Below are 25,305 nucleotides of genomic sequence, written 5' to 3'. Positions count from 1 at the left end.
TTATGCCTTAGTCACAGTGATAGGACCAAACATGGATCCCAATTTTGCACTTGCAGCCGTTCCCGCTGAAACTCGAACGGTATTTGCCGCTAAATTCACCTCTAGTGTTGCCGGCATATCCACAGAATGACTTCCCTGCGCGACACGCACTGCATCACCCTCTTTAAGACCAAGGTCTGTAAATAGCTTTTGACCTAAACCAACTTGATTGCCGCGTTTTGCATCCCTAGTGAGTTGCAAAGCTGATGCGCGACGAACAATGAGATCGCCAGCGTAAATATTGATATCAGCCAAACGCTCCAACCCAGAGGATTGTTGTACGCCTGCAGAAATTGAATTACTAGAACTTTGGTTGCTCAAGCGTGTGCAATAGTTATCGCCTAATGCCTCACCCGTCACTTCTTCTGGCAAGTTATAAAGGAATCCTTCGAGACCCAATAAACCGCCAAGCACTCGCAATACTTTCCATGCTGGACGTGAATCACCCAATGGTTTTACAGAAGGCTGAATAGTTTGCGCTCTACCTTCGACATTTACAAATGTGGAAACTGTCTCAGTAAATGGTGTGATTGGCAAAATGACATCAGCAACCTCCATTAAGCCCTCAGACTTAAACGGAGTTAATGCAATCACTGTATTTGCTTTAGACAAAGCAGCGCGAGCCTGCTCTGGATTTGGCAAATCAGAATTTGGCTCAATATTCATCAGTAGCACTGCACGGCGGTCGCCTGACAATACAGACCCCACACCAGCACCATTCGCATTGACTAAAGAAGCGCCAACAGCATTACCACCTACAGGCAAGAAACCTAGAGTAGCACCAGTTTGTGCAGCAATAAATTGCGCCAGCACATGGAGATCAGATGCATGTGGATGAGCAATGGCAGCAGAGCCAATGAGCACAGCAGTACTAGTGCCTGACAATAAGCTATCAGCCATTTTTTGTGCTGCCGCTGAAATTATTACAGTAGGAGTGCCAGCTGGAACGGAGGCAGACTTCGCTTTTGCAACAGCTTGCGCCACCTCTGCCAATGCGTTTAACCAAGCGCTTGGAGCGGTAGCAATATTAGTAGCAGGAATTAACCAATCATCACCGCCAGCATCAATACGTGAAACTTGAAGACCGCGCTTAGCAGCTGTGCGTAAACGAGCAGCAATAACGGGCTGGTCTTTGCGCAAGAAGCTTCCAATAATGAGCGCACGATCTAGTTCACTTAACTTGGCCACAGGCATACCCAACCAAGGCGCTGATGCTGCACCAGCAACATTGGTTTGGCATAAACGGGTTTCAACTTGATTGGAGACTAAACCGCGAACTATCTTTTGTAAGAGATGCAACTCTTCTGTGCTTGAAATAGGATGAGCTAATGCACCAATCGATTCAGCACCGCTTTCCGAGGAAATAGTCTTCAATGAGTGGGCTACATAATCTAATGCAGACTGCCAATCCGTTTCAAGCCACTGACCGCCCTGCTTGACCATTGGCGTTGTCACTCGATCAGCGCTATTGAGGCCTTCATATGCAAAGCGATCGCGATCACTAATCCAGCATTCATTGATTGCTTCATTTTCTAGAGCAACCACGCGCATCACTTTGTTATTTTTTGTTTGAACTGTTGTGTTAGCGCCAAGACTATCATGCGGACTTACTGAACGCTTGCGTCCCAACTCCCAAGTACGAGCTTCATAACGGAACGGCTTGCTTGTTAACGCACCAACTGGACACAAATCAATCATGTTTCCAGAAAGCTCTGAATCCACGGTTTGACCAACAAAAGTTGTGATCTCTGAATGCTCACCACGATTGATCATGCCAAGCTCCATAACACCAGCAACTTCCTGACCAAAACGAACACAACGTGTACAGTGAATACAACGGCTCATCTCCTGCATGGAGATCAATGGACCTACATTCTTATGAAAGACCACACGCTTTTCTTCTTCATAGCGTGAGGTGGATTTACCGTAACCTACTGCTAAATCCTGTAATTGACACTCACCACCCTGGTCGCAAATTGGGCAATCCAATGGATGATTGATCAGCAAGAATTCCATCACTGAGCGCTGTGCTTCAACTGCTTTGGCAGAGTGCGTGAATACCTTCATGCCTTGAGTCACTGGTGTTGCACAAGCAGGCAGTGGTTTTGGTGCTTTTTCAACTTCCACTAAACACATACGGCAGTTAGCGGCAATTGATAACTTCTTGTGATAGCAGAAATGCGGCACGTATGTTCCCAACTTGCTCGCGGCGTGCATCACCATCGAACCTTGCGGAACTTCTACCGTCTTACCATCTAATTCGATTTCAACCATGCTCACTTTTAGGTGTCCCGTACTCAATAACTTATAAAGGTTTCGCAGAATCTAAGCAGCGCTTGTGTTCTACGTGATACGCAAATTCATCCATATAATGCTTCAACATGCCACGCACTGGCATGGCGGCAGCATCGCCCAATGCACAAATCGTGCGGCCCTGAATATTGGCAGCAACATCATTGAGCAAATCTAAATCCTCTGGGCGTCCTTGGCCATGTTCAATGCGATGAACAATGCGCCACAACCAACCTGTACCTTCGCGGCATGGTGTGCACTGACCACAAGATTCCTCATGATAGAAGTAAGACAAACGCTCCAATGCACGAACCATGCAACGTGTTTCATTCATTACAATCACTGCGCCTGAACCCAACATGGATCCCGCCTTAGCAATGCTGTCGTAATCCATCGTCAAATCCATCATTTGAGCCCCAGGAATTACCGGAGCAGATGAACCACCTGGAATAACCGCTTTAATTGCCTTGCCATCTCGCATACCACCAGCCAACTTTAAGAGCTCGGCAAAAGGTGTGCCTAATGGAATCTCGTAATTACCTGGATGCGCTACGTCACCAGATACCGAGAAAATCTTTGTGCCGCCATTATTTGGCTTGCCAAGATCCAAGTAGGCTTGGCCACCAATCGCCAAGATAAATGGCACGGCTGCAAATGTTTCTGTATTGTTAATCGTCGTTGGTTTGCCATACAAACCAAAGCTTGCAGGAAATGGTGGCTTAAAGCGTGGTTGACCTTTTTTACCTTCCAAGGATTCAAGTAATGCAGTTTCTTCGCCACAAATGTAGGCGCCCCAACCTGGAGCAGCGTGCAATTGGAATGAGAAATCACTGCCTAAAATTTTGTCGCCCAAATATCCTGCAGCACGAGCTTCTTCCAAAGCCTCCTCGAAGCGTGAATACACTTCCCAGATTTCGCCATGGATGTAGTTATAGCCAGCGCTAATACCCATGGTGTATGCACCAATAATCATGCCTTCGATAAGGGCATGCGGGTTATAACGCATGATGTCGCGATCTTTGAATGTACCTGGCTCGCCTTCGTCACTATTACAAACCAAATACTTTTGGCCTGGGAACTGACGAGGCATAAAACTCCACTTCAACCCTGTTGGGAAGCCTGCGCCTCCACGTCCACGCAAGGAAGAAGCCTTCAACTCAGCGATGATGGCATCAGGAGCAACTTTGTCATTGATTAAACGACGCAATTGTTGATAGCCACCGCGACTTTCGTAATCTTTTAAGCGCCAGTTATTGCCATTCAATCCAGCAAGGATCAAAGGCTTAATGTGACGATCGTGCAAACTGGTCATGCCGCTTTCCCTTCTGCACGTAGCTCGTTTAATAGAGCATCAATCTTTTCTTTACTCATAAAGCTGCACATACGCTTGTCATTCACCAACATGACTGGTGAATCACCGCAAGCACCCATGCACTCACCCTCTTTAAGAGTAAACATACCGCATGGAGTTGTTTCGTTAAAGCCAATGCCTAAAGATTCTTTTAAGTACGTGGCAGCTGTTTCACCATGAGTTAACTGGCATGGCAAGTTTGTGCAGATTACCAATTTGTACTTACCAATCGGTTTGGTGTTGTACATGTTGTAGAAAGTTGCCACTTCTTCTACAGCAATCGTTGGCATTTCTAAAATTTGAGCAACCGTCGCAATGACTTCAGGCGATACCCAACCTACTTCAGTTTGAGCAGCAATCAATGAAGCCATCACCGCGGACTGTTTTTGCTCTGGCGGATATTTCGCGACATTGCGGGCAATGTCTGCCAGCGTTTTATCGGATAGTTGAAGAGTTGTTGTCATTAAATAATCCTTGGCGCGCTTTATTAGCGGTCAATCTCCCCGAACACAATATCTTGCGTACCAATAATGGTTACAGCATCAGCTAGCATATGCCCACGAGACATCTCGTCCATGGCCGACAAATGCACAAATCCTGGTGCACGAATCTTCATGCGGTATGGCTTATTGGCACCATCAGAAATCAAATAAATGCCAAACTCACCCTTAGGATGCTCTACTGCGGAATACGCCTCACCGTCTGGAACATGAATTCCTTCGGTAAAGAGTTTGAAATGGTGAATCAATTCTTCCATATTGGTTTTCATATCCACGCGTTTTGGTGGAGAAACCTTATGGTTATCGCTCATCACAGAACCTGGGTTAGCCTTTAACCAAGCTACGCACTGCTTGATGATGCGATTCGACTGACGCATTTCTTCCATGCGAACCAAATAACGATCGTAAGAATCGCCATTCACCCCAACTGGAATATCAAAATCAAGACGGTCATAGACCTCGTAAGGTTGCTTCTTACGCAAATCCCATTCAATACCTGAGCCGCGCAACATCGGGCCCGTAAAGCCCAACTGCAAAGCACGCTCGGGCGTAACAACGCCAATGTTCACGAGACGCTGCTTCCAAATGCGGTTATCAGTAAGTAAATTGCAATACTCGTCAACGTTTGCATCAAAGCCATTAGAGAACTGCTCAATGAAATCAAGCAATGTACCGCTACGATTTTCATTTAAACGTTTTAATGCCGATGCACTACGAATCTTGGACTTGTTGTACTGTGCCATTTGATCTGGCAAGTCGCGATATACGCCACCTGGACGATAGTAAGCAGCATGCATGCGAGCACCTGATACTGCCTCGTACATATCAAAAATATCTTCACGATCACGGAATGCATACAAGAACACTGCCATTGCGCCAACGTCTAATCCGTGACAACCAATCCAAAGCAAATGATTCAACAAGCGTGTGAGCTCGTCATACATGACACGAATATATTGCGCACGCAGTGGAACATCAACTTGCAATAATTTTTCAATTGCCATGACGTACGCATGCTCATTGGACATCATGGATACATAATCCAAACGATCCATGTATGGAACGTTCTGAATCCAAGTGCGTGTCTCAGCTAATTTTTCAGTAGCGCGATGCAACAGACCAATATGTGGGTCAGCGCGCTGAATGACCTCGCCATCGAGCTCGAGAACAAGACGTAATACGCCGTGTGCCGCAGGATGCTGAGGTCCAAAATTGAGGGTGTAGTTCTTAATCTGTGCCATGACTTAAGCCTGACCTCCATACTGCTCTTCACGAACAATGCGTGGAGTAATTTCGCGTGCTTCAATCGTTACTGGCTGATAAACAACGCGCTTTAACTCAGGGTCATAACGCATTTCTACATTGCCGCTGATTGGGAAATCTTTTCTAAATGGATGGCCAATAAAGCCATAGTCAGTCAAGATACGACGTAAGTCATCGTGGCCTTCAAAAATAATTCCGTAGAGGTCAAATGCTTCACGCTCGAACCAGTTTGCAGAGTTCCAAACAGGAGTAATTGATGCAACTAATGGATAGCTATCATCTGGTGCAAAAACACGTACGCGCAAACGCCAGTTATGCTCTAAGGACAATAAGTGACTGACAACGCCAAAACGTTGACCGCTCCATGCACCATCACGATAGTCTTGGTAATCAACGCCGCATAAATCTATCAATTGCTCAAACGCTAATGAGGGATCATCGCGGAGCATTAAGGCAGACTCAAAATAAGTATCTGCTTTTACTGTGACAGTCACTTCGCCAAGAGCAATCTCTACAGACTGAATACGCTGACCTAAAACTTTTTCTAGGTTAGCGGCTAATTGAACTAAACGATCTGACATGCTTTAAGCCTTCCGCGCAATAGTGCTAGTGCGAGCGATCTTGGATTGCAATTGAATAATTCCATAGATCAACGCTTCTGCAGTTGGAGGGCAACCAGGAACATAAATGTCGACTGGAACAATGCGGTCACAACCGCGTACAACTGAATAGGAGTTATGGTAGTAGCCGCCGCCATTTGCGCATGAACCCATGGAGATTACCCAGCGTGGTTCAGGCATTTGATCGTAAACCTTACGCAAAGCAGGTGCCATTTTGTTGCATAGAGTGCCAGCAACAATCATCAGGTCTGATTGACGCGGTGACGGGCGGAAAACCACGCCAAAACGATCTAAGTCATAACGGGAAGCGCCTGCATGCATCATTTCAACTGCGCAACAAGCAAGACCAAAGGTCATTGGCCACAAAGAGCCATTGCGAGTCCAGTTAATCAGTTGATCAGCTGTTGTAGTAACAAAACCTTCTTTTAGAACGCCTTCTAATGCCATATCGATCACTCCCAGTCGAGAGCGCCCTTTTTCCAGATATATACAAATCCCACAATGAATTCCAAAAGGAAGATCACCATAGAGGCGTAGCCAAACCAACCCAGATCACGCAATGCAACACCCCAAGGAAAGAGGAATGCAGTTTCAAGGTCAAACAAAATAAAGAGAATGGCAATGAGGTAATAGCGCACGTCGAACTTCATACGCGCATCTTCGAAAGCTTCAAATCCGCACTCATATGGCGATAATTTTTCAGCATCAGGCTTCGAAGGAGCCAGAATTTTTCCAAGGAACATGGGCACTAATCCAACCCCAATTCCTACGAGGATGAAAAGCAGAACAGGAAAGTAATTAGCGAGATTCAAAATAGCCCTGTGTTCGTCTAGTAAACCTTTAAAAACGGCAAATTATTCATTATTCCACTGTAAGCTCTATTGATTTAGAGCAAAAACCCTTACAGATACTGCATTTTTGGTGCCGACGGCGAGACTCGAACTCGCACAGCCTAAGCCACTACCCCCTCAAGATAGCGTGTCTACCAATTTCACCACGTCGGCATCTTGCAAAACCCATCAATTCTACTGCATTGCACCACTAAACACCCCCAAATAGGGGCAAGAAAAGCGGTAAAAGACTACATATTTACTTTGGAACGGCTGGCTTACTCGGGTCTTGAGCAGGGGCCACCGGCACTACTGGGGTAGCAACTGGAGCTACAGTTCCAGAGAGGACGCCAGGATTTACTTCTTTCTTATTCCCAATCCAAGTAATACCAATAGTGGCGATAAAAAACACCGCTGCAAAAATGGCAGTTGTGTGAGACAGAAAATTGGCTGACCCACTGGCGCCAAATAAGCTGCCAGAAGCACCTGATCCAAAAGCAGCACCCATATCGGCGCCCTTACCCTGCTGCAAGAGAACTAACAAAATAACAGCCAATGCTGAAATTACCTGCAACACGATCAATAAAGTCTTAAACCATTCCACAACTTTTCTCCAATAAAAAACTATGCTCTACAGATGGCTAGAAAATCTTGAGGATCTAAAGATGCGCCCCCAACCAATCCGCCATCAATATCCGGCATGGCAAACAACTCAACAGCATTGTCCGGTTTAACGCTGCCTCCATACAAAATTCCAACATGAGATGCGACATCTTCATCAAACTCAGCCAACTGAAGACGAATGTGACGGTGCATATCTTGCGCAATTTGTGCACTAGCTACCTTGCCAGTGCCAATTGCCCAAACGGGCTCATACGCAATCAGACAGTCCGCTAAACGATCCTGTAATACGTTCACTTGCTTTGCAATTTGTCCACAAACAACTTCCTCGGCCCTTCCAGAATTACGCTCATCCAGGGTTTCACCAACGCAAATGATGGGCGTAATGCCGTTATCAAGCGCTTGTAGAGCCTTGGCGGCAACTGTCTCATCAACCTCATGATGCATTTGACGACGCTCAGAGTGTCCAACAATCACATAATGACACCCCATCTCTTTCAGCATGCTTGCACCAGTTTCACCGGTGTACGCGCCAGAAGATTGCGCAGAAACATCTTGAGCGCCCAAGCTTAAAAATGCGATGGAGTGCCCTTGGATCAAATCAGCACATTGCTGCAAATATGGAGACGGTGGGCAAACTACAAATTTACGACCTGCAGGCATACCACTTTCCATGCCATGAGCAACTACTTTGATCCAGTCTTGATTACTTGCAAGACTGCCATTCATTTTCCAGTTGCCAACGATGATAAGTGGACGCATAAGAATAATTTCGTTACTTATACCGTCAAAACAATTTTGCCAACATGCTCAGACGACTCCATCAAACGATGTGCATCTGCCGCTTGGTCCAATGTAAAGGTCTTGTAGATTGCTGGCTTTAACTTGCCCGCATTGAGCAAGGGCCAAACATGATCATGCAACTGCTTGGTGATTTGCTTCTTAAATGAAACAGGACGTGGACGTAAAGTCGATCCAGTAATAGTAAGGCGGCGACGCAAAATCTGATTGGTACTCACTTCAGCCTTTGATCCACCCTGAATGGCAATAATCACAATACGGCCATCATCAGCCAAACAATCAATCTCACGTTGGACGTAAGCACCCGTAACCATATCCAGAATGACATTGACGCCCTTGCCATCTGTGGCTTTTTTTACCTCTTCAACAAAGTCTTGGGTTTTGTAATTGATTGCAAGATCGGCGCCTAGCTTTAAACAAGCAGCACACTTTTCATCAGTACCAGCGGTAACGAACACCTTGTGACCCATCGCCTTTGCAAGCAATATCGCTGTCACACCAATACCGCTTGAACCACCCTGCACTAACAAAGTCTCACCATCAGATAACTCGCCACGCATAAAGACATTGCTCCACACGGTATAGAAAGTTTCTGGCAAGGCAGCAGCCTCTTGATCACTAAAGCCCGTTGGGTATGGTAAACACTGCGCAACTGGCGCGGTGCATAAATCCGCATAACCGCCACCCTGCACTAAGGCACAAACCTTATCACCAACCTTGAGGCCAAATGCATTATCGGCATGTGATAAATCACCGCCAATAATTTCACCTGCAACTTCTAAGCCTGGAATATCGGAAGCACCAGCAGGAACTGGGTAATGCCCTTTACGCTGTAAAACATCAGGTCGATTAATACCTGCTGCTAATACTTTAATTAAGATCTCGCCAGATCCCGCAGACGGAACCACAGGATCAGGACGAGTGGTTGGCACCAACATTTCTGGCGTACCAAATTCTTTGATCTCAATAACGCGCATGAACAATCCTTGCTGGTGATCTCAATCAGAGCTTAAGCAGTTTCGCCAGTTGGGGCAGCATCAGTCGCACCTGCTAAAGGCGCAATACTACCGCCTTCATCAGCCATAGCAGCCTTGAGTGATAAACGTAAACGACCACGCTCATCAGCAGCAAGCAACTTCACGCGAACAATCTGACCTTCTTGCAAATAATCTTTTACTTCTTTTACACGCTCATTTGAAATTTCAGAGATGTGCAATAGACCATCTTTGCCAGGAAGAATGTTTACAAGTGCGCCAAATTCAAGCAGCTTAACCACTGGGCCTTCATAGATCTTGCCTACTTCAGCTTCAGCAGTAATGCCTTCGATGCGAGATTTCGCTTCTGCTAAACCATCCGCATTTGTAGAGGCAATGGTCACAGTACCATCGTCTTGAATATCAATGCTGCAACCAGTTTCTTTAGTCAAAGCCTGGATAGTTGCACCACCCTTGCCGATAACTTCACGAATCTTGTCTGGATGAATCTTGAATGACACCATGCGTGGAGCATGTGCTGACAATTCGGTGCGCACAGAACCCATTGCTTCTTGCATCTTGCTCAAGATATGCAAACGGCCTTCTTTAGCCTGAGCTAATGCAACCTGCATGATCTCTTTAGTAATACCTTGTACTTTGATATCCATCTGCAATGCAGTAATACCATTGGCTGTACCGGCCACCTTGAAGTCCATATCACCTAAGTGATCTTCGTCACCCAAGATATCTGTTAGAACTGCAAAACGATTGCCATCCAAAATCAAGCCCATTGCAACACCAGCAACGTGTGCCTTGACTGGAACGCCAGCATCCATCATTGCCAAGCAGCCACCGCAAACAGAAGCCATGGATGAAGAACCGTTAGATTCGGTAATCTCAGAAACCACGCGGATGCTGTATGCAAAGTCTTCTGGGCTTGGCAATACCGGAATCAATGCACGCTTTGCCAAACGGCCGTGACCAATTTCACGACGCTTAGGGCTACCTACGCGGCCAGTTTCGCCAGTAGCAAATGGAGGCATGTTGTAGTGGAACATGAAACGATCGCGGTATTCACCTTCGAGTGCGTCAATGATCTGCTCATCACGTGCTGTACCCAAAGTAGCAACAACGAGAGCCTGAGTTTCACCACGAGTAAACAATGCTGAACCGTGAGTGCGTGGCAATACGCCATTGCGAATCTCAATCGGACGAACAGTACGGGTATCGCGGCCATCAATACGTGGCTCGCCATTTAAAATCTGGCTACGAACAATCTTAGCTTCGATTTCAAACAAGATATTGCCAACAGCAACATCATCCACCTCACCTTCTTCAGCCAACTTCGCCAATACCTCTTTGGTGATGGCCTTAAGTTTGTCAGAGCGTGCGCCCTTTTGACGAATTTGATAAGCCTCACGTAATGGGCCTTCAGCCAATGCTGAAACCTTAGCAATCAATGGCTCATCTTTAGGAGCGGCTTGCCAATCCCACTCTGGTTTACCTGCTTCACGAACCAAATCATTAATCGCGTTGATAGCAGTTTGCATTTGATCGTGACCATATACAACCGCACCCAACATCACTTCTTCAGAAAGCTGGTTCGCTTCAGATTCCACCATCAATACAGCAGCTTGTGTACCAGCAACGATTAAATCGAGTTCACTAGTAGCTTGCTCTGAACGAGTTGGGTTCAATAAATATTGACCATTAGTGTAGCCTACGCGAGCTGCGCCAACTGGACCGCTAAATGGAATACCAGAAACAGCCAATGCTGCAGATGCTGCGATCAATGCAGGAATATCAGATGGCACGTCTGGGTTGATAGACAACACATGAACTACCACCTGAACTTCGTTGTAGAAGCCTTCTGGGAACAATGGACGAATCGGGCGATCTATCAAACGGGAGATTAATGTCTCGCCTTCAGATGGACGACCTTCGCGACGGAAGAAGCCGCCAGGGATCTTGCCCGCAGCATAAGTCTTCTCAAGATAGTCAACTGTTAATGGGAAAAAGTCTTGGCCTGGCTTAGCTGTCTTAGAGGCAACGACTGTACCCATAACAACTGTGTCATCCACGTTAACGATAACCGCACCACCAGCTTGACGAGCAATCTCGCCTGTTTCCATAGTAACTTGATGGTTGCCCCACTGAAAACTCTTCACTGCTTTTTTAAACATACTCATTTTTGATTCTCTCCAAAATATTCACGTAATACTCACATGAGCAATACGTTTGCCGTGAGATAAAGCAGCGTCACGACAACACTGGAGCGATTGAAGATTTCAAGGGATGCCATTCCAGGGAGACTCTGTTAACTACTCAGAAGCTCATTGGAATGACACGATCCCCTACACAAATAATCTAAAAGCGCTCAAAAAACATGCCACCTTCTTAAGACTGATTCAATCAAGAAACAACCCTAAGTGAGATGGCATTGCAATACCGATAAGAATTACTTACGGAGACCTAATTTCTCGATCAATGCGCGATAGCGATCCAGATCTTTGCCTTTGAGGTAATCCAAGAGGCGACGGCGACGTGAAACCATCTTCAACAAACCGCGACGGCTGTGATGGTCTTTAGCGTTAGCCTTGAAATGGGGGGTTAATTCATTGATGCGGGCTGTTAGCAATGAAACTTGAACTTCAGGGCTACCCGTATCATTTGCGCTGCGCGCGTTTTCTTTGACGATTTCCGCCGTTTTGATATCAGCAACTGCCATTTTTAATACTCCTTACTTGCGAACACTTGAGCTCTCACCCAATTTGTGTCGTGCCTAATTAAACAAAATACTTCAATAAAAACAAAAAAGCTTTATAAATCAAAGCCCTCGAATTGTAGCAGATGGAAGTCAAATCAAGGGATTTGCCCCGTAAATATTGGTATTCTTAGTTAAATGACTTGTCATAAATTTAAAAAATATATATTAATCAAAGAGTTACAAAATATGAAGTCCATTTTGCCCGTATTTGCATTCTCACTACTAGTAAGTTTTTGCCTCGCTCCCACAGCATTTGCACAATTTCCAAATGTATTTGGACCGGATAAAACAGCAGCACAGCAGCGGCAAGAAATCCTCAAGAAAAGTGATGACACGCTGAAACAACTCTATGCAGCTCAACCCAAAACTAAAGAATTAATTGAAAAATCGGTAGGCTATGCCACCTTTAGCAACTTTGGAATGAAAATTTTGATTGCTGGCGGCGGCACTGGATCTGGCGTCGTGATCAATAAGCTTAGCTCAAAACCCGTATTTATGAATATGGCTGAAGTTCAAGCTGGTCTTGGCATGGGAATTAAATCTTTTCAAAATATTTTTATATTCCAAACTGAAGATGCATTAAATAACTTTGTAAATTCAGGGTGGACCTTTGGCGGTCAAGTAACTGCCTCAGCTAAATATGACAAGGATGGGAATGCCTACCAAGATGGCACTATCGTCGCCCCTGGAATCATCATGTTTCAACTAACAGACTCAGGCCTTGCCGCTGAAATCACCGGCAAGGGAACAAAGTACTACAAAGACACTACGCTCAACAAGTAGATGCAAATCAGATGGCGCCTATCATGGCGTCATCTGCGCATTTAATTTTGCCTGGCTTGGGTCATGCAGCTTATTTAAAGCAGACAAATACGCCTTTGCAGAAGCCGCAATGATGTCTGGATCAGTACCCACACCATTCACAATTCGACCGCCTTTAGATAAACGCACGGTGACCTCGCCTTGTGACTGAGTGCCTGAAGTGATTGCATTGACTGAGTACAACAATTGCTCGGCCCCACTCTTCGCAATTTCTTCGATCGCATTCAAGCTAGCATCAACCGGGCCATTGCCCTCTGCCTCAGAACTCAATTCTTTATCGCCCATGCGGAAAGTAATACGAGACTTCGGACGCTCGCCTGTTTCTGAATGTTGGCTCAAGGAAATGAATTGAAAATACTCACCCTCTTCTGCAGCTGCAGCATCAGACATGATGGCGATGATGTCTTCATCAAAAATCTCTGCCTTTTGATCAGCTAATGCCTTAAAGCGAGTGAATGCCTCATTCAAATCCGCTTCTGCCTCTACGGCAATACCCAACTCTTGTAAGCGTTGCTTAAATGCGTTGCGGCCAGATAATTTACCCAACACGATCTTGTTGGTTGTCCAGCCCACATCTTCCGCACGCATGATTTCATAGGTTTCGCGATTCTTCAAAATACCGTCTTGATGAATGCCCGAGGCGTGTGCAAAGGCATTGGCGCCCACAACTGCTTTATTTGGTTGCACTACAAAACCGGTAATTTGAGAAACCAATTTAGAAGCCGGAACGATCTGGCTCGCATCGATGCCGCAAACCATATCAAAGTAATCTTTGCGAGTGCGCAAAGACATCACAATTTCTTCTAAGGCAGTATTGCCGGCGCGCTCACCCAAACCATTAATGGTGCACTCAATTTGACGCGCTCCACCAATCTTGACGCCAGCCAAAGAATTAGCCACCGCCATACCCAAATCATTATGACAATGCACTGACCAAATCGCCTTATCTGAATTCGGCACACGGGTGCGTAAGGTTTTGATGAACTCACCATATAACTCGGGAGTTGCATAACCAACTGTGTCGGGAATATTGATTGTTGATGCGCCCTCATTGATGACAGCCTCCACCACGCGGCATAAGAAATCCATCTCTGAGCGATAACCATCTTCCGCAGAGAATTCAATATCGGACGCCAAGTTTCTGGCAAAACGAATGGAGCGTTTCGCTTGCTCTAATACTTCTTCTGGAGACATGCGCAATTTGACGGCCATGTGCAATGGGCTTGTTGCCAAGAACGCATGGATACGTTTGGCATGAGCAGCTTGCAAGGCGTCAGCAGCACGTGTGATGTCCTTATCATTTGCTCTGGCCAATGAGCACACAATCGAATCCTTGACTGCGGCAGCCACCGCAGAAATCGCCTGAAAGTCACCCTCAGAGCTTGCTGCGAAACCAGCTTCAATCACATCCACCTTTAAACGCTCAAGCTGACGAGCAATACGAATCTTCTCGTCCTTGGTCATCGATGCGCCAGGGGATTGCTCACCATCACGCAAGGTGGTGTCAAAAATGATTACTTTGTCGCTCATCACTACTCTCCGGTTTACTTAATATCTCTTGAACAGCATTCAAAAACAAAAACCCCAGCAATTTGCTGGGGCTGGTATTTGTGGTTAATGAATGATCTCTATCTCATCAACTCAGGCCTTACCCGCCCCAAGCTTAAGGCTTAGTGCTAGAAGCAGTTTCCCGCTAGGAAGGCTGTTTAAAGGTGAGAAATTCATCAACATGGAATTAATATACCCCAAAAATAGGGATTTAGCTAAAACGTTTCCCACTAAGGCGTTCCCACGCCCAAATCACATAACCAGATGCGGAATACACCACGAATAAACCAAATAAGGTTAATGGCGGGTTCGAAGAAATCAGCACAAAGGTCAAAATCAATAAGACCATCACTCCAAATGGCACTCGATAGCGAACATCTAAAGCTTTACCGCTATAAAAACGCGCATTAGATACCATGGTTAAGCCAGCATAAACCGCAATAAAGAAGGTGATCCAAGGAATCGCTGAATCACGTACTGGAATCTTATTGTCATCAGCCAACCAGATGAAGCCTGCAATCAGAGAACCTGCTGCAGGACTGGGAAGGCCTTGAAAGAATTTCTTATCGACTACACCAGTATTGACATTAAAACGCGCCAGACGCAAAGCAGCGCCAGCGCAATAGGTAAATGCAGCAAGCCAGCCCCACTTGCCCAAATCTTTCAGGGCCCACTCATAAGCAACGAGTGCCGGAGCAACGCCAAATGAAACCATGTCTGCGAGGGAGTCATATTGCTCGCCAAACGCACTTTGAGTATTGGTCATGCGAGCAACGCGACCATCCATACCATCAAGCACAAGTGAGGCAAAGATAGCGATTGCCGCCACTTGAAACTGGTCATTCATTGCATTGACGATAGCAAAGAATCCACTGAATAAAGCCGCTGTAGTAAACGCATTCGGTAATAAATAAATACCCTTGCTGCGTAAACGTGGCTTCTCGGGAAGTAGCTCTTCTACTTCGTAATCCAGATCATCGCCTAGAGCTTCTGCCCATTGCCCATCATCAGAACCAAGACGGCGTGCATTGATGCGGTTACGATGAATGCGACCACGACGGCGAAATGTAGTCAAAGTATTGTCCGATGAATAAAAAGAATCAGTCTAAGCCAGGAACACGGGCCAAAGCAGTGTTCGTTGCAAATACTTTATCACCAACAGATACCAATGGTTCAGCGGTCAAGGGTAGATACACGTCTACACGTGAGCCAAAGCGGATAAACCCATAGCGCTCACCTGCTTTTAGGCGATCGCCAACATGGATATAACAGAGAATACGGCGTGCAATTAAACCAGCCACTTGTACCAAGGTCACTATTTGACCATTTGCGTCAATCACAACCGCATTGCGCTCATTTTCAGTAGAGGCTTTATCCAAATCGGCATTCACAAATTTACCTGGGAAATATTGAATTTCTTTCACCAAGCCATTTACGGAGCTGCGATTGGAGTGCACATTAAAAACGTTCATGAAAACACTGATCTTTAGCGCTTCACGACCAGCATAAGGATCGTTTGCAGTTTCAACAACCACAATACGTCCGTCAGCAGGCGATAAAACTAAATCGCGACCCAAGGCAGGAATGCGCTGAGGATCGCGGAAGAACTGCAGCACAAAAACAAAGATGATCCAGAAAGGCCATGACCATGCAATACCACCGAAGTGATGAATGATGAGGGCCATCACGCCCACTAGAGCCAAATAAGGCCAACCTTCTTTCGCAATAATGGGATGGGGATACATCATCTTTGTTCTGAGCCTTTGAAGTGAGGACTATAAATAAAATTAGTTCTTAGTCTGGTCAACTAACTTGTTCTTCGCAATCCAAGGCATCATGGCGCGCAATTTTGCACCAACTACTTCGATGTCATGCTCTGCATTCAAACGACGACGTGAGATCAATGTTGGAGCGCCTGCCTTGTTTTCCAAGATGAAGCTCTTCGCATATTCACCAGTCTGAATGTCTTTCAAGCACTGACGCATTGCGTTCTTCGTATCTTCAGTAACAACGCGTGGGCCAGTTACGTACTCACCATACTCAGCGTTATTGGAGATAGAGTAGTTCATGTTGGCAATACCACCTTCGTAGATCAAATCCACGATCAACTTGAGCTCATGCAAGCACTCAAAGTAAGCCATCTCAGGAGCGTAACCCGCTTCAACCAAAGTTTCAAAACCTGCTTTGATCAACTCTACTGCGCCACCGCAGAGAACAGCCTGTTCACCGAACAAGTCGGTTTCTGTTTCTTCACGGAAATTGGTTTCAATAATGCCGGCACGACCACCACCGTTAGCAGTTGCATATGACAAAGCCACATCACGTGCTGAACCAGATTTATCTTGGTATACAGCGATCAAATGAGGAACGCCGCCACCTTGTGAGTATGTACCACGAACAGTATGTCCAGGAGCCTTAGGGGCAATCATGATGACGTCCAAATCCGCACGTGGCTGAACTTGACCGTAATGAACGTTAAAGCCATGCGCAAAAGCGAGTGCAGCACCCTGCTTAATATTGGCATGCACTTCTTTGTTGTACACATCAGCGATTTGCTCATCTGGCAACAACATCATGACCACATCAGCGTCTTTAACAGCTTCAGCAACTTCTTTAACAGTCAAACCTGCATTAGCAGCTTTGCTCCAGGAAGCACCGTTCTTACGCAAACCAACAGTCACATTCACACCAGAATCTTTCAGGTTCAATGCGTGTGCATGACCTTGTGAACCGTAACCAATGATCGTGACTTTCTTGCCCTTGATAAGGGACAAATCTGCGTCTTTATCGTAAAAAACTTTCATGCTGTTTCCTTGTGTTGAAAAATATCGTTATTAGAGTAATAAATCAGTTAAAAAATTAGACCTTCAGAATGCGCTCGCCGCGCCCAATCCCAGATCCGCCTGAACGCACGGTTTCTAGAATCGATGCACGATCAATCGAATCAATAAAAGCATCCAACTTAGCGCCATCACCTGTTAATTCAATGGTGTAGCTCTTATCCGTGACATCAATAATGCGGCCACGGAAGATATCGGTTGTACGTTTGAGCTCTTCACGCTCTTTGCCTACCGCACGAACTTTGATCATCATGAGTTCGCGCTCGATATGAGGGCCTTCACTTAAATCAAATACCTTAACCACCTCAACCAAGCGATTCAAGTGTTTGGTAATTTGCTCAATGACATCATCAGAACCAAAGGTCACGATCGTCATACGTGAAAGTGATGGATCTTCAGTTGGCGCAACACTTAAGGTATCGATGTTGTAACCGCGAGCTGAGAACAAGCCAACTACACGAGATAAGGCGCCTGGTTCGTTCTCAATCAGTACAGAAATAATGTGTCGCATTACAGATCCTCACTACCCAAAAGCATTTCAGTAATACCCTTGCCTGCTTGAACCATAGGCCAAACGTTTTCTTCTGGGTCAGTCTGGAAATCCATGAATACGGTGCGATCTTTTAAGCGAATAGCCTCTTTGAGCGCGCCCTCAACGTCAGATTTTTTCTCAATACGCATACCAACGTGTCCATAGGCCTCTGCCAACTTCACAAAGTCGGGTAAAGAATCCATGTACGAACTAGAGTAACGCTTGTTATAGGTGAGCTCCTGCCACTGACGAACCATACCTAAGTAACGGTTGTTGAGTGACACGATCTTCACTGGAGTGTCGTATTGCTTACAAGTCGAGAGCTCTTGAATACACATCTGAATTGAGCCTTCACCAGTAATTGTGAAAACATCTTTCTCAGGGAATGCCTTCTTGATGCCCATAGCATATGGCAAGCCGACACCCATGGTGCCTAGACCACCAGAGTTAATCCAACGACGTGGTTTATCAAACTTATAAAACTGCGCAGCCCACATTTGATGCTGGCCAACGTCAGAGCAAATGAAGGCATCACCACCAGTGAGCTCCCATAATTTTTGAACGACGTACTGTGGCTTCACAATCTGCGATGCCTCGTCATACTTCAAGCAATCTTTTTTTCGCCACTCGTTAATCTGATCCCACCAGGCAGCAACTTTGTCACCATTCTTGCGTGGACCAGCAGCTTTGAGCTGAGCAGTCATCTCAACTAATACCTCTTTGAGATTGCCAACGATAGGAACATCAACTTTCACCCGTTTTGAAATAACGGATGGATCGATATCAATATGAATGATCTTGCGGGGATGGCTTGCAAAGTGCGCAGTGTTACCGATCACGCGATCATCAAAGCGCGCGCCAATTGCAATCAACACATCACTGTGTTGCATTGCCATATTGGCTTCGTATGTTCCATGCATGCCGAGCATGCCCAAAAACTGCGGACTTGTTCCAGGGAAGCCGCCAAGACCCATCAAGGTATTGGTAACGGGGTAACCCAATAAATCAGCAAACTCTTTGAGCTCTGACGCTGCGTCGGCAAGAATAATGCCGCCACCGGTATAAATATACGGACGCTCAGCCTCTTGCAACAAAGCAATCGCTTTACGAATCTGACCGCTGTGTCCCTTAACTACAGGGTTATAAGAGCGCATCTCCAGAGTCTCTGGATATACAAACGGACCCTTCGCTGCAGACACATCCTTTGGAATATCGATCAACACCGGACCTGGACGGCCTGTCTGTGCAATATGAAAGGCTTTCTTCAACACCATTGGCAAATCTTTCACATCCTTCACCAGGAAGTTGTGCTTTACCACTGGACGAGTAATACCAACAGTGTCTGCTTCTTGAAAGGCATCCTCACCAATCGCATAAGTTGGTACGTTGCCGCTGATGATCACCATTGGGATCGAATCAGTGTATGCAGTAGCAATACCAGTAACCGCATTCGTTACGCCTGGGCCTGATGTTACTAATGCAACGCCAACCTTACCAGTTGCACGAGCATAACCATCGGCCGCATGAACGGCTGCTTGTTCATGGCGAACCAGGATATGTTCGAATTTATCTTGTTTAAAAATCTCGTCGTAGATAAAGAGAACAGATCCGCCTGGATAACCCCAGACGTATTCAACGCCCTCTTTGTGCAGTGCATGCACGAGCATTTCAGCGCCAATCATTTCTGGAGGCGCTGCTACGGTATTTGTATTGGCTGAGTCTTTGTTAGCTTTAGTAGCTAAAAATTCGGCGCTGCTTGTATTCATTTCTTTCGTCCTTTGCAATTTTCGGCAAAAAATTGTTTAGTCTGTTCTATCCCCTGCTTATGGCCTGAGTTCGAACGGCGCTGCTACCGGAAAAACCACTTCGTAAATGAGAATCTAGGTAGTAAGCCCTATATTCTATAGCAATCCCCTAAAATGACCCAATTCTGAATGATTCAGGTGTAATCGACTGCATGGCATCCGCCCAAGAACTATCCGACTTTCTGAGTAGCGTTGAGCAGCGTGCTTTCAAGCAGGCGGTTTATGCCGTGCGCGATGATGACGCCGCAATGGATATTGTTCAAGATGCCATGATCAAGCTCGCAGAAAAGTACGGTGATAAGCCTGCCGCAGAACTGCCCCTACTATTCACCCGAATTCTGCAAAACCGCATCCATGACTGGTTTCGTCGTCAAAAAGTCCGCAACGCTTGGGTCACCCTCTTCTCCAACATGGGCAGAAAAGCTGATGAAAACGATGATTTTGACCCTCTAGAGTCACTTTCAGCGCCGGATGACAGCGAAATTCACCAAGATGGGGCAAAAAAGCTGGAAAAGAGTCAACTTTTACAGTCTTTGGAGTCAGAAATCGCTAAATTACCTGTACGTCAACGAGAAGCCTTCCTGATGCGTTATTGGGATGAGCTAAGCATTACCGATACTGCCAAAGCCATGAATTGCAGCGAAGGCAGTGTCAAAACGCATTGCTCTAGAGCAACGCAAACTTTAGCTAAAGCATTGAAATTAAAAGGAATTACCCTGTGAAGCACCTTGATGAAACCCTCAGCCCAATACAAGCCGATGAATTTGGTCGTGCAAGCGCCGCTCTTTTGAGCCAAGGCGCTCAGAACTTGCCTGCCAGCATCAAAGATCGTCTGTATGAGGCACGTAAAAAGGCTCTGGCTGCTCGTAAGCCGGAGAAGGTTCGCATGAAGAGTGCCGCCTTGGCCGGCTCTGGCAATTGGACTGGCAGCTTCAAATCTTCCAGCAATCTTTGGGACACCCTAGGTTGGGTAGCGCCACTTGTTGTCCTAGTATTTGGACTAATCGGCATTGCGCAATGGCAAAACGAATCTCGCATTAACGATATTGCAGAGGTAGACGCCGCCTTGCTGACGGATGATGTTCCACCAGATGCCTATGCTGATAGCGGATTTATGGTCTTCCTTAAAAATGGCTCACTCTCAGATTCCGAAGATTCTTCCAAAGAGTTATCGCCAAGCAAATAAGCTTGGACTTGATGGCTCATCTATGGGGAATATGAAAAACATCGCTAGCAAAGCCTTAGTAGCTTCTGCGCTAGCATGGCTGACCATAAGTGCATCCAGTGTTCTTGCACAAAGCACTCCCTCTTCCCATGGGAAAACTACCGCAATCCCTGCAAAGACTCCAGATGGAACCTGGGATAGCTTAAGCCCCGCTCAACAAAAAACGCTTGCTCCGCTAGAGAGCGACTGGGATTACATGCTTCCGGATAGTCGCAAAAAATGGATCTATGTAGCGAACTTATATCCCAAGATGTCATCCACAGATCAAGAGCGTCTGCAGTCACGCATGACCAGCTGGTCTAACCTATCCCAACGCGATCGTCGTATTGCTCGTGAAAACTATCTCATTAGCCTGAAATTCCCCGCCGAGAAAAAAGCAGAGGCATGGAGCGCTTATCAAAAATTGAGTGAAGAGCAAAAGAAGAAGCTGATGGAAATGGAGGCCAAGAAAAAGCCAACCGCCACCAATGCGCCAACCTTGCAACAGCATGCAATCCAACGTGAAACCACGCCTGCCCCAGCCGTGCCAAATCCACGCGCAGTTCAAGCAACAAGTCCTGAAGCTGGTTCATCCCCAAGCTCAGCGGCCCCCAGCAGCACAGAAAACCCCTCTTCTACAAATTAATGACGCCTACTGAGTTAAGCGCCTTACCTGCACCCCAGTTTTGGCGTCGCGTCTCTTGCTGCCTTTACGAACAACTTGTACTACTAGGGGTAATAGCTTTTACATTTTTGCTTCCCAATTTAGGGCTTGGTATTCTTTTTGGCGTTTCATTGCCAAGCTGGCTAACCTTTTTGTATTTGTATTCCGTGCTGGGCATTTATTTCGTTTGGTATTGGACAAAATCAGGACAAACCTTGGCGATGCAAACTTGGCGCATTCGTATGATCGGTGGAAATGGTTTCAATCTAACAAGACGTCAAGCGATTTGGCGCTATGTCTATGGATCCCTCTGGATTGTTCCCTGCGTATTCTTGCAGTGGATCTTTCATCTGGAAAAATGGCAAATCATTGAAATGCTCTTCAGCGTTGCCTTATTTTTTTGGCCGCTGAGTATTTTCTTGGATAGCCGAAGTCCTGCTGAACGCCAAAGCCTTCCAGACAGAATGGCTGGATCTAGATTGGTAGAGCTGCCTAAAAACCTTGTAACGCTTTCTTAAGGCTAATTTAGTTTAGGTCAGCACTCACGCAAGCATTGCACTGCTGTAGCGCCTTGAATGCGCTTCTGAAATCGATAGCCTGCCAACATCGTTGCCCCTACACCAAGCGCAAGACCCAAAGCAATGGCTTGTACAAAGGCATTAAATTCAATATCCATCACATAACGACCTAAGCACCAAGCTGCTAGACCTGCAAATATCCCTGCTAAAGCCCCTGCAGCTACACCGATCACCAATAACTCTGTCATTGCAATCTGCTTAAGCGTTTTTTGCGATGCGCCTATAGCTTTTAATAAATCGGCATTGCGATATCGTTCATCCTGAGTGGCTGCCATCGCCGTCATTAACACCAGCATAGAGGCAAGTAGAGTAAATACAAATAGCAGACCCAAAGCGGTTGTGAGTTTGTTCAAGACTTCCTGAATCTGCTGCAATGATGCTGAGACGTCCACCATGGTGACATTGGGATAGGCTTGGCTAATCTGAAAATCAAGACTCTCAAGATGAGGTGCTTGGTAATAGGAAGTAATCCAAGATTGCGGCATTGTGCCTAAGAGTGCTGGGGGCATGATGACAAAAAAGTTCACCCGCATCGAACTCCAATCCAATTTACGGATGGAAGTAATGGGCGCGCTGACAGTTTCACCAGCGACTTCATAAGTTAATTGGTCACCAAGCTTGAGCTTTAAGGTTTTGGCAATACCCGACTCAATTGAAATTTGTGGCTGATCCCCTGAAATCCACTCTCCCGACAGGATACGATTACCTTCAGGCAATTGATTTGTGTATGAGAGATTAAATTCACGATCGACTAATCGCCTTGCATTCTCATCCGAATAGCTACTAGGTGAAATATAAATACCATTGACTTGAACGAGACGCCCTCTGACCATAGGATAGAAGTCTAGCTTGGGTGCACCTGAGGCCTCAATCATTTTCGCTAGCTCTACTTTTTGATCCTCCTGCACATTAATCATGAAACGATTCGGTGCATTGGCCGGGATATTGCCTCGCCAAGCATTTAGCAAATCCTGCCTTAATAAGAAAATCAGAAGGATTGCCATGATGGCAATAGCGAGAGCCGTAATCTGCATCACCGCAAAACCAGAACGTCGCTCCATTGCGGTATAGGCAAAGCGCGTAGCAAAGTGACGCATCGACTGTTTAGAAACCAGCCAAAGAGCAGTGCGCGCACAAAGCAAAAAGATCAGCAAGGCGCCAATAAAACTCAGGCCCACCCACAGCGCCAATTTCCAATCCCGTGCCACCAACAGAATCAACATAGCGCAACTGACAAAAGCGAAGGCAAATACCCAAAGCATGGAAATACCAGAAAACTCAAATTCATTTCGAATCAAACGCATGGGTGACACCGAAGACAGACTCAATAAAGGCGGTCCAGCAAAAGCAAAGAGCAACGCCCAAGTAAAAGCCGCACTCCAGAGGATGGGGATCAAAGATGGGATTGGTAAAGCGGTAATTAGCAAATTACCCAACAATTGCGTCAGCGTTTCTTGAGCAAGAAAACCAACAATTGAGCCAATGACTGCAGATAAGACGCCCAGCAATAGCATAGTGGTCAACTGTTTCTTCAAGATGGTTCTTCTCGAAGCTCCAAAGCATTTCCAGGTTGCGCACACGTCTGCTTGACCGATTGCATAACGCCGAGCTGATAAAGCAATTGCCACCGCGCAAATCATGGCGGTGAGCAAAGCAACCAAAGATAAAAACTGCTCTGCTCTCTCTAGTGTTTTGCGCATCATGGGCTGCGCATTTTCGAGCGTTTCAATATGAATACCACGCAAGTGTTGTGTCTCAATCTGTTGATCCACCCATGAGCGATATGTGGCAACAGCATTATCGGAGCCCGAAAGCAACAATCGATACGTTACGCGGCTCCCCATGCCAATCAAGCCAGTTGATGGTAAGTCGTCCAAAGACATCATGACGCGTGGTGCGAAATTCATAAAGCCCGCGCCTCGATCAATTTCCCTAACAAGCACCCCTGTAATTAGAAATTGGCGATCTCCTAGGCGCAGTTGATCACCCTGCTTTATCTGCAAATTTCGGAGTATGGCGGGCTCTACCCATACCGTGCCAGGCGATGGGCCTTGCTTCTGCTCCACTTCTTTTGCTGGACTGGCGCCCACGGGGTAAATAGACAAGGTTCCGCGCAATGGGTAATTCGCGCTCACCGCTTTAATGGAGGCCAACTTACTTTGAGCAGCACTGCTGGCCATGCTTGGGAAAACAATTGTTTGCGCCGTCTCCAAGCCCAACCGATGAGCATGCCCAATCAAGTCTTGTGAAATAGGCTGATCGGCAACAACCAATAAATCCGATGCCAGAAGTTGGCGAGCATCAAATTCAAATGCACGATGCATTCGATCTGCTAAAAAACCAACGCTTGTTAAAGCGCTTACAGAAATCACTAATGCAGCAAGTAGCCACCTGAGCTCTTTAGAGCGCAGGTCTTGCCGTAAAACACTAAATGGATTTTGCAGCAGCGTAATCAAATCGCCTGAATCTGGCCGCCATCAATTCGCATAATGGTGCCAGTGATAAATGAGGCATTCTGACTTGCCAAGAAAGCAGCGGCATCACCATACTCCTTAGGGTCACCATAGCGACCCATCGGAATTTGACGCAAGCTAGCTTTGACGACTTCTTCGTAGCTGGTGCCTTCTCGCTTCGCACGGGCTTCATCTAGTTGACGTAGACGATCTGTAGCAACACGACCCGGCATGATGACATTAACCGTAATACCTTCAGCTGCAACCTCTGCAGCCAAGGTCTTTGACCAGCCCAACAGTGCTGCGCGCAATGTATTGGAGATGGCTAAGTTTTTAATGGGCGCTATCGCACCTGAAGTAGTGCTAGTAATGATACGACCCCACTTGCGTTGACGCATACCGGGTAACACACGATCGGTAATGGCGATCAGCGAGAGCACCATGTCATTAAAACTTTTTTGCCACAAAGCTGGATCTTGCCCTGCAGCAGGTGTTGGTGGTGGTCCGCCAGTGTTATTGATCAAGATATCAATGGGACCTAATTCTTTTTCAACTTGAGACACTAAACCATCAATCACCGAAGAATCAGAGAGGTCCCAGTTCAGCGCTAAGGCCACACCACCCGCAGCTTTAATCAGATCAACAGATTGCTGTAAACCTTCTGGATTGCGGCCAGTAACAGCTACTTTGACACCTTCTCGCGCCAAAGATACTGCCATTGCTTGACCCAAGCCACGGCTTGAAGCCATGACTAATGCTACTTTGCCTTTGATGCCTAAATCCATTTTGTCTCCACCTATT

25 protein-coding genes and 1 tRNA gene are annotated in these 25,305 nt (G+C 46.3%); 5 read left to right on the top strand and 21 right to left on the bottom strand.

Annotated elements, in window-relative coordinates; translation table 11 throughout:
• From nuoG to rpsO, 13 genes are all read right to left on the bottom strand, one after another.
• The gene (gene nuoG, locus IC571_RS04910) at positions 1 to 2,313 is read right to left on the bottom strand and encodes an NADH-quinone oxidoreductase subunit NuoG (RefSeq protein WP_215317686.1); all 2,313 of its coding nucleotides are present in this window, start codon (positions 2,311 to 2,313) and stop codon (positions 1 to 3) included.
• Positions 2,314 to 2,344: 31 nt separating this feature from the next.
• Positions 2,345 to 3,643, bottom strand: coding sequence for an NADH-quinone oxidoreductase subunit NuoF (nuoF, locus tag IC571_RS04905; RefSeq protein ID WP_215317685.1), 1,299 nt, complete (start codon positions 3,641 to 3,643; stop codon positions 2,345 to 2,347).
• Positions 3,640 to 4,146: an NADH-quinone oxidoreductase subunit NuoE gene (gene nuoE / locus IC571_RS04900; protein WP_215317684.1), complete on the bottom strand. Its 507-nt coding sequence runs from the start codon at positions 4,144 to 4,146 to the stop codon at positions 3,640 to 3,642. Before nuoE ends, nuoF begins: the two co-directional genes overlap by 4 nt.
• 23 nt (positions 4,147 to 4,169) lie before the next feature.
• Positions 4,170 to 5,423 carry an NADH-quinone oxidoreductase subunit D gene (locus IC571_RS04895; protein ID WP_215317683.1) on the bottom strand — a complete coding sequence of 418 codons (1,254 nt, stop codon included), beginning with the start codon at positions 5,421 to 5,423 and terminating at the stop codon, positions 4,170 to 4,172.
• A gap of 3 nt (positions 5,424 to 5,426) precedes the next feature.
• Complete coding sequence (locus tag IC571_RS04890; protein WP_173955647.1) at positions 5,427 to 6,026, bottom strand: NADH-quinone oxidoreductase subunit C; 600 nt, start codon at positions 6,024 to 6,026, stop codon at positions 5,427 to 5,429.
• A 3-nt stretch (positions 6,027 to 6,029) separates the two neighbouring features.
• On the bottom strand, positions 6,030 to 6,512 hold the full coding sequence (locus IC571_RS04885) for an NADH-quinone oxidoreductase subunit B family protein (protein WP_011902891.1): 483 nt from the start codon (positions 6,510 to 6,512) through the stop codon (positions 6,030 to 6,032).
• A 5-nt stretch (positions 6,513 to 6,517) separates the two neighbouring features.
• Positions 6,518 to 6,877, bottom strand: a complete 360-nt coding sequence (locus tag IC571_RS04880; protein ID WP_068948474.1) for an NADH-quinone oxidoreductase subunit A — start codon at positions 6,875 to 6,877, stop codon at positions 6,518 to 6,520.
• A gap of 107 nt (positions 6,878 to 6,984) precedes the next feature.
• Positions 6,985 to 7,069 (bottom strand) — tRNA-Leu (locus IC571_RS04875).
• Positions 7,070 to 7,154: 85 nt separating this feature from the next.
• On the bottom strand, positions 7,155 to 7,499 hold the full coding sequence (gene secG / locus IC571_RS04870; protein ID WP_215317682.1) for a preprotein translocase subunit SecG: 345 nt from the start codon (positions 7,497 to 7,499) through the stop codon (positions 7,155 to 7,157).
• 20 nt (positions 7,500 to 7,519) lie between these two features.
• Positions 7,520 to 8,278 (bottom strand): triose-phosphate isomerase, encoded by a 759-nt coding sequence (gene tpiA / locus IC571_RS04865; RefSeq protein ID WP_215317681.1) that lies wholly within the window; start codon positions 8,276 to 8,278, stop codon positions 7,520 to 7,522.
• Positions 8,279 to 8,295: 17 nt separating this feature from the next.
• The gene (locus IC571_RS04860; RefSeq protein WP_215317680.1) at positions 8,296 to 9,294 is read right to left on the bottom strand and encodes an NAD(P)H-quinone oxidoreductase; all 999 of its coding nucleotides are present in this window, start codon (positions 9,292 to 9,294) and stop codon (positions 8,296 to 8,298) included.
• A 32-nt stretch (positions 9,295 to 9,326) separates the two neighbouring features.
• Positions 9,327 to 11,480 carry a polyribonucleotide nucleotidyltransferase gene (pnp, locus tag IC571_RS04855; protein WP_215317679.1) on the bottom strand — a complete coding sequence of 718 codons (2,154 nt, stop codon included), beginning with the start codon at positions 11,478 to 11,480 and terminating at the stop codon, positions 9,327 to 9,329.
• A gap of 269 nt (positions 11,481 to 11,749) precedes the next feature.
• Positions 11,750 to 12,019, bottom strand: coding sequence for a 30S ribosomal protein S15 (rpsO, locus tag IC571_RS04850; protein WP_068323724.1), 270 nt, complete (start codon positions 12,017 to 12,019; stop codon positions 11,750 to 11,752).
• A 225-nt stretch (positions 12,020 to 12,244) separates the two neighbouring features.
• On the opposite strand from rpsO, the gene IC571_RS04845 reads away from it, so the two are divergent.
• On the top strand, positions 12,245 to 12,841 hold the full coding sequence (locus IC571_RS04845; protein WP_215317678.1) for a hypothetical protein: 597 nt from the start codon (positions 12,245 to 12,247) through the stop codon (positions 12,839 to 12,841).
• A 21-nt stretch (positions 12,842 to 12,862) separates the two neighbouring features.
• Here the strand turns inward: IC571_RS04845 and IC571_RS04840 are convergent, their stop codons facing one another.
• The 6 genes from IC571_RS04840 to IC571_RS04815 form a co-directional block, all read right to left on the bottom strand.
• The gene (locus IC571_RS04840; protein WP_215317677.1) at positions 12,863 to 14,410 is read right to left on the bottom strand and encodes a 2-isopropylmalate synthase; all 1,548 of its coding nucleotides are present in this window, start codon (positions 14,408 to 14,410) and stop codon (positions 12,863 to 12,865) included.
• Between the two features lie 229 nt (positions 14,411 to 14,639).
• The gene (gene pssA / locus IC571_RS04835; protein ID WP_215317676.1) at positions 14,640 to 15,503 is read right to left on the bottom strand and encodes a CDP-diacylglycerol--serine O-phosphatidyltransferase; all 864 of its coding nucleotides are present in this window, start codon (positions 15,501 to 15,503) and stop codon (positions 14,640 to 14,642) included.
• Positions 15,504 to 15,528: 25 nt separating this feature from the next.
• A complete protein-coding gene (locus IC571_RS04830; RefSeq protein WP_215317675.1) occupies positions 15,529 to 16,176 on the bottom strand; it encodes a phosphatidylserine decarboxylase in 648 nt (215 codons plus the stop codon).
• A gap of 39 nt (positions 16,177 to 16,215) precedes the next feature.
• On the bottom strand, positions 16,216 to 17,232 hold the full coding sequence (ilvC, locus tag IC571_RS04825; protein ID WP_215317674.1) for a ketol-acid reductoisomerase: 1,017 nt from the start codon (positions 17,230 to 17,232) through the stop codon (positions 16,216 to 16,218).
• 55 nt (positions 17,233 to 17,287) lie between these two features.
• Positions 17,288 to 17,779, bottom strand: a complete 492-nt coding sequence (gene ilvN, locus IC571_RS04820; protein ID WP_011902903.1) for an acetolactate synthase small subunit — start codon at positions 17,777 to 17,779, stop codon at positions 17,288 to 17,290.
• Positions 17,779 to 19,566, bottom strand: coding sequence for an acetolactate synthase 3 catalytic subunit (locus IC571_RS04815; protein WP_215317673.1), 1,788 nt, complete (start codon positions 19,564 to 19,566; stop codon positions 17,779 to 17,781). Before IC571_RS04815 ends, ilvN begins: the two co-directional genes overlap by 1 nt.
• Positions 19,567 to 19,757: 191 nt before the next feature.
• Between IC571_RS04815 and IC571_RS04810 the strand changes: the two genes are divergently transcribed.
• From IC571_RS04810 to IC571_RS04795, 4 genes are read left to right on the top strand one after another with little or no spacing between them, the layout of a single operon-like run.
• Complete coding sequence (locus IC571_RS04810; protein ID WP_215317672.1) at positions 19,758 to 20,327, top strand: RNA polymerase sigma factor; 570 nt, start codon at positions 19,758 to 19,760, stop codon at positions 20,325 to 20,327.
• Positions 20,324 to 20,791, top strand: a complete 468-nt coding sequence (locus tag IC571_RS04805; protein WP_215317671.1) for a DUF3619 family protein — start codon at positions 20,324 to 20,326, stop codon at positions 20,789 to 20,791. The genes IC571_RS04810 and IC571_RS04805 overlap by 4 nt, the downstream gene beginning before the upstream one ends.
• Positions 20,736 to 21,455, top strand: a complete 720-nt coding sequence (locus tag IC571_RS04800) for a DUF3106 domain-containing protein (RefSeq protein WP_251373511.1) — start codon at positions 20,736 to 20,738, stop codon at positions 21,453 to 21,455. Before IC571_RS04805 ends, IC571_RS04800 begins: the two co-directional genes overlap by 56 nt.
• Complete coding sequence (locus IC571_RS04795; protein ID WP_215317670.1) at positions 21,455 to 21,991, top strand: RDD family protein; 537 nt, start codon at positions 21,455 to 21,457, stop codon at positions 21,989 to 21,991. Before IC571_RS04800 ends, IC571_RS04795 begins: the two co-directional genes overlap by 1 nt.
• A 17-nt stretch (positions 21,992 to 22,008) precedes the next feature.
• Here the strand turns inward: IC571_RS04795 and IC571_RS04790 are convergent, their stop codons facing one another.
• Both IC571_RS04790 and IC571_RS04785 read right to left on the bottom strand, forming a co-directional pair.
• The gene (locus IC571_RS04790) at positions 22,009 to 24,507 is read right to left on the bottom strand and encodes an ABC transporter permease (protein ID WP_215317669.1); all 2,499 of its coding nucleotides are present in this window, start codon (positions 24,505 to 24,507) and stop codon (positions 22,009 to 22,011) included.
• Positions 24,504 to 25,289, bottom strand: coding sequence for an SDR family oxidoreductase (locus tag IC571_RS04785; RefSeq protein ID WP_215317668.1), 786 nt, complete (start codon positions 25,287 to 25,289; stop codon positions 24,504 to 24,506). The genes IC571_RS04790 and IC571_RS04785 overlap by 4 nt, the downstream gene beginning before the upstream one ends.
• Between the last annotated feature and the right edge of the window lie 16 nt (positions 25,290 to 25,305).

The sequence above is a fragment of the Polynucleobacter sp. MWH-UH2A genome (assembly GCF_018687195.1).
Lineage (GTDB): Bacteria > Pseudomonadota > Gammaproteobacteria > Burkholderiales > Burkholderiaceae > Polynucleobacter.
The sequence above is the reverse complement of the archived record's forward strand: the minus strand, read 5'-3'. Positions and strand labels throughout refer to the sequence as shown.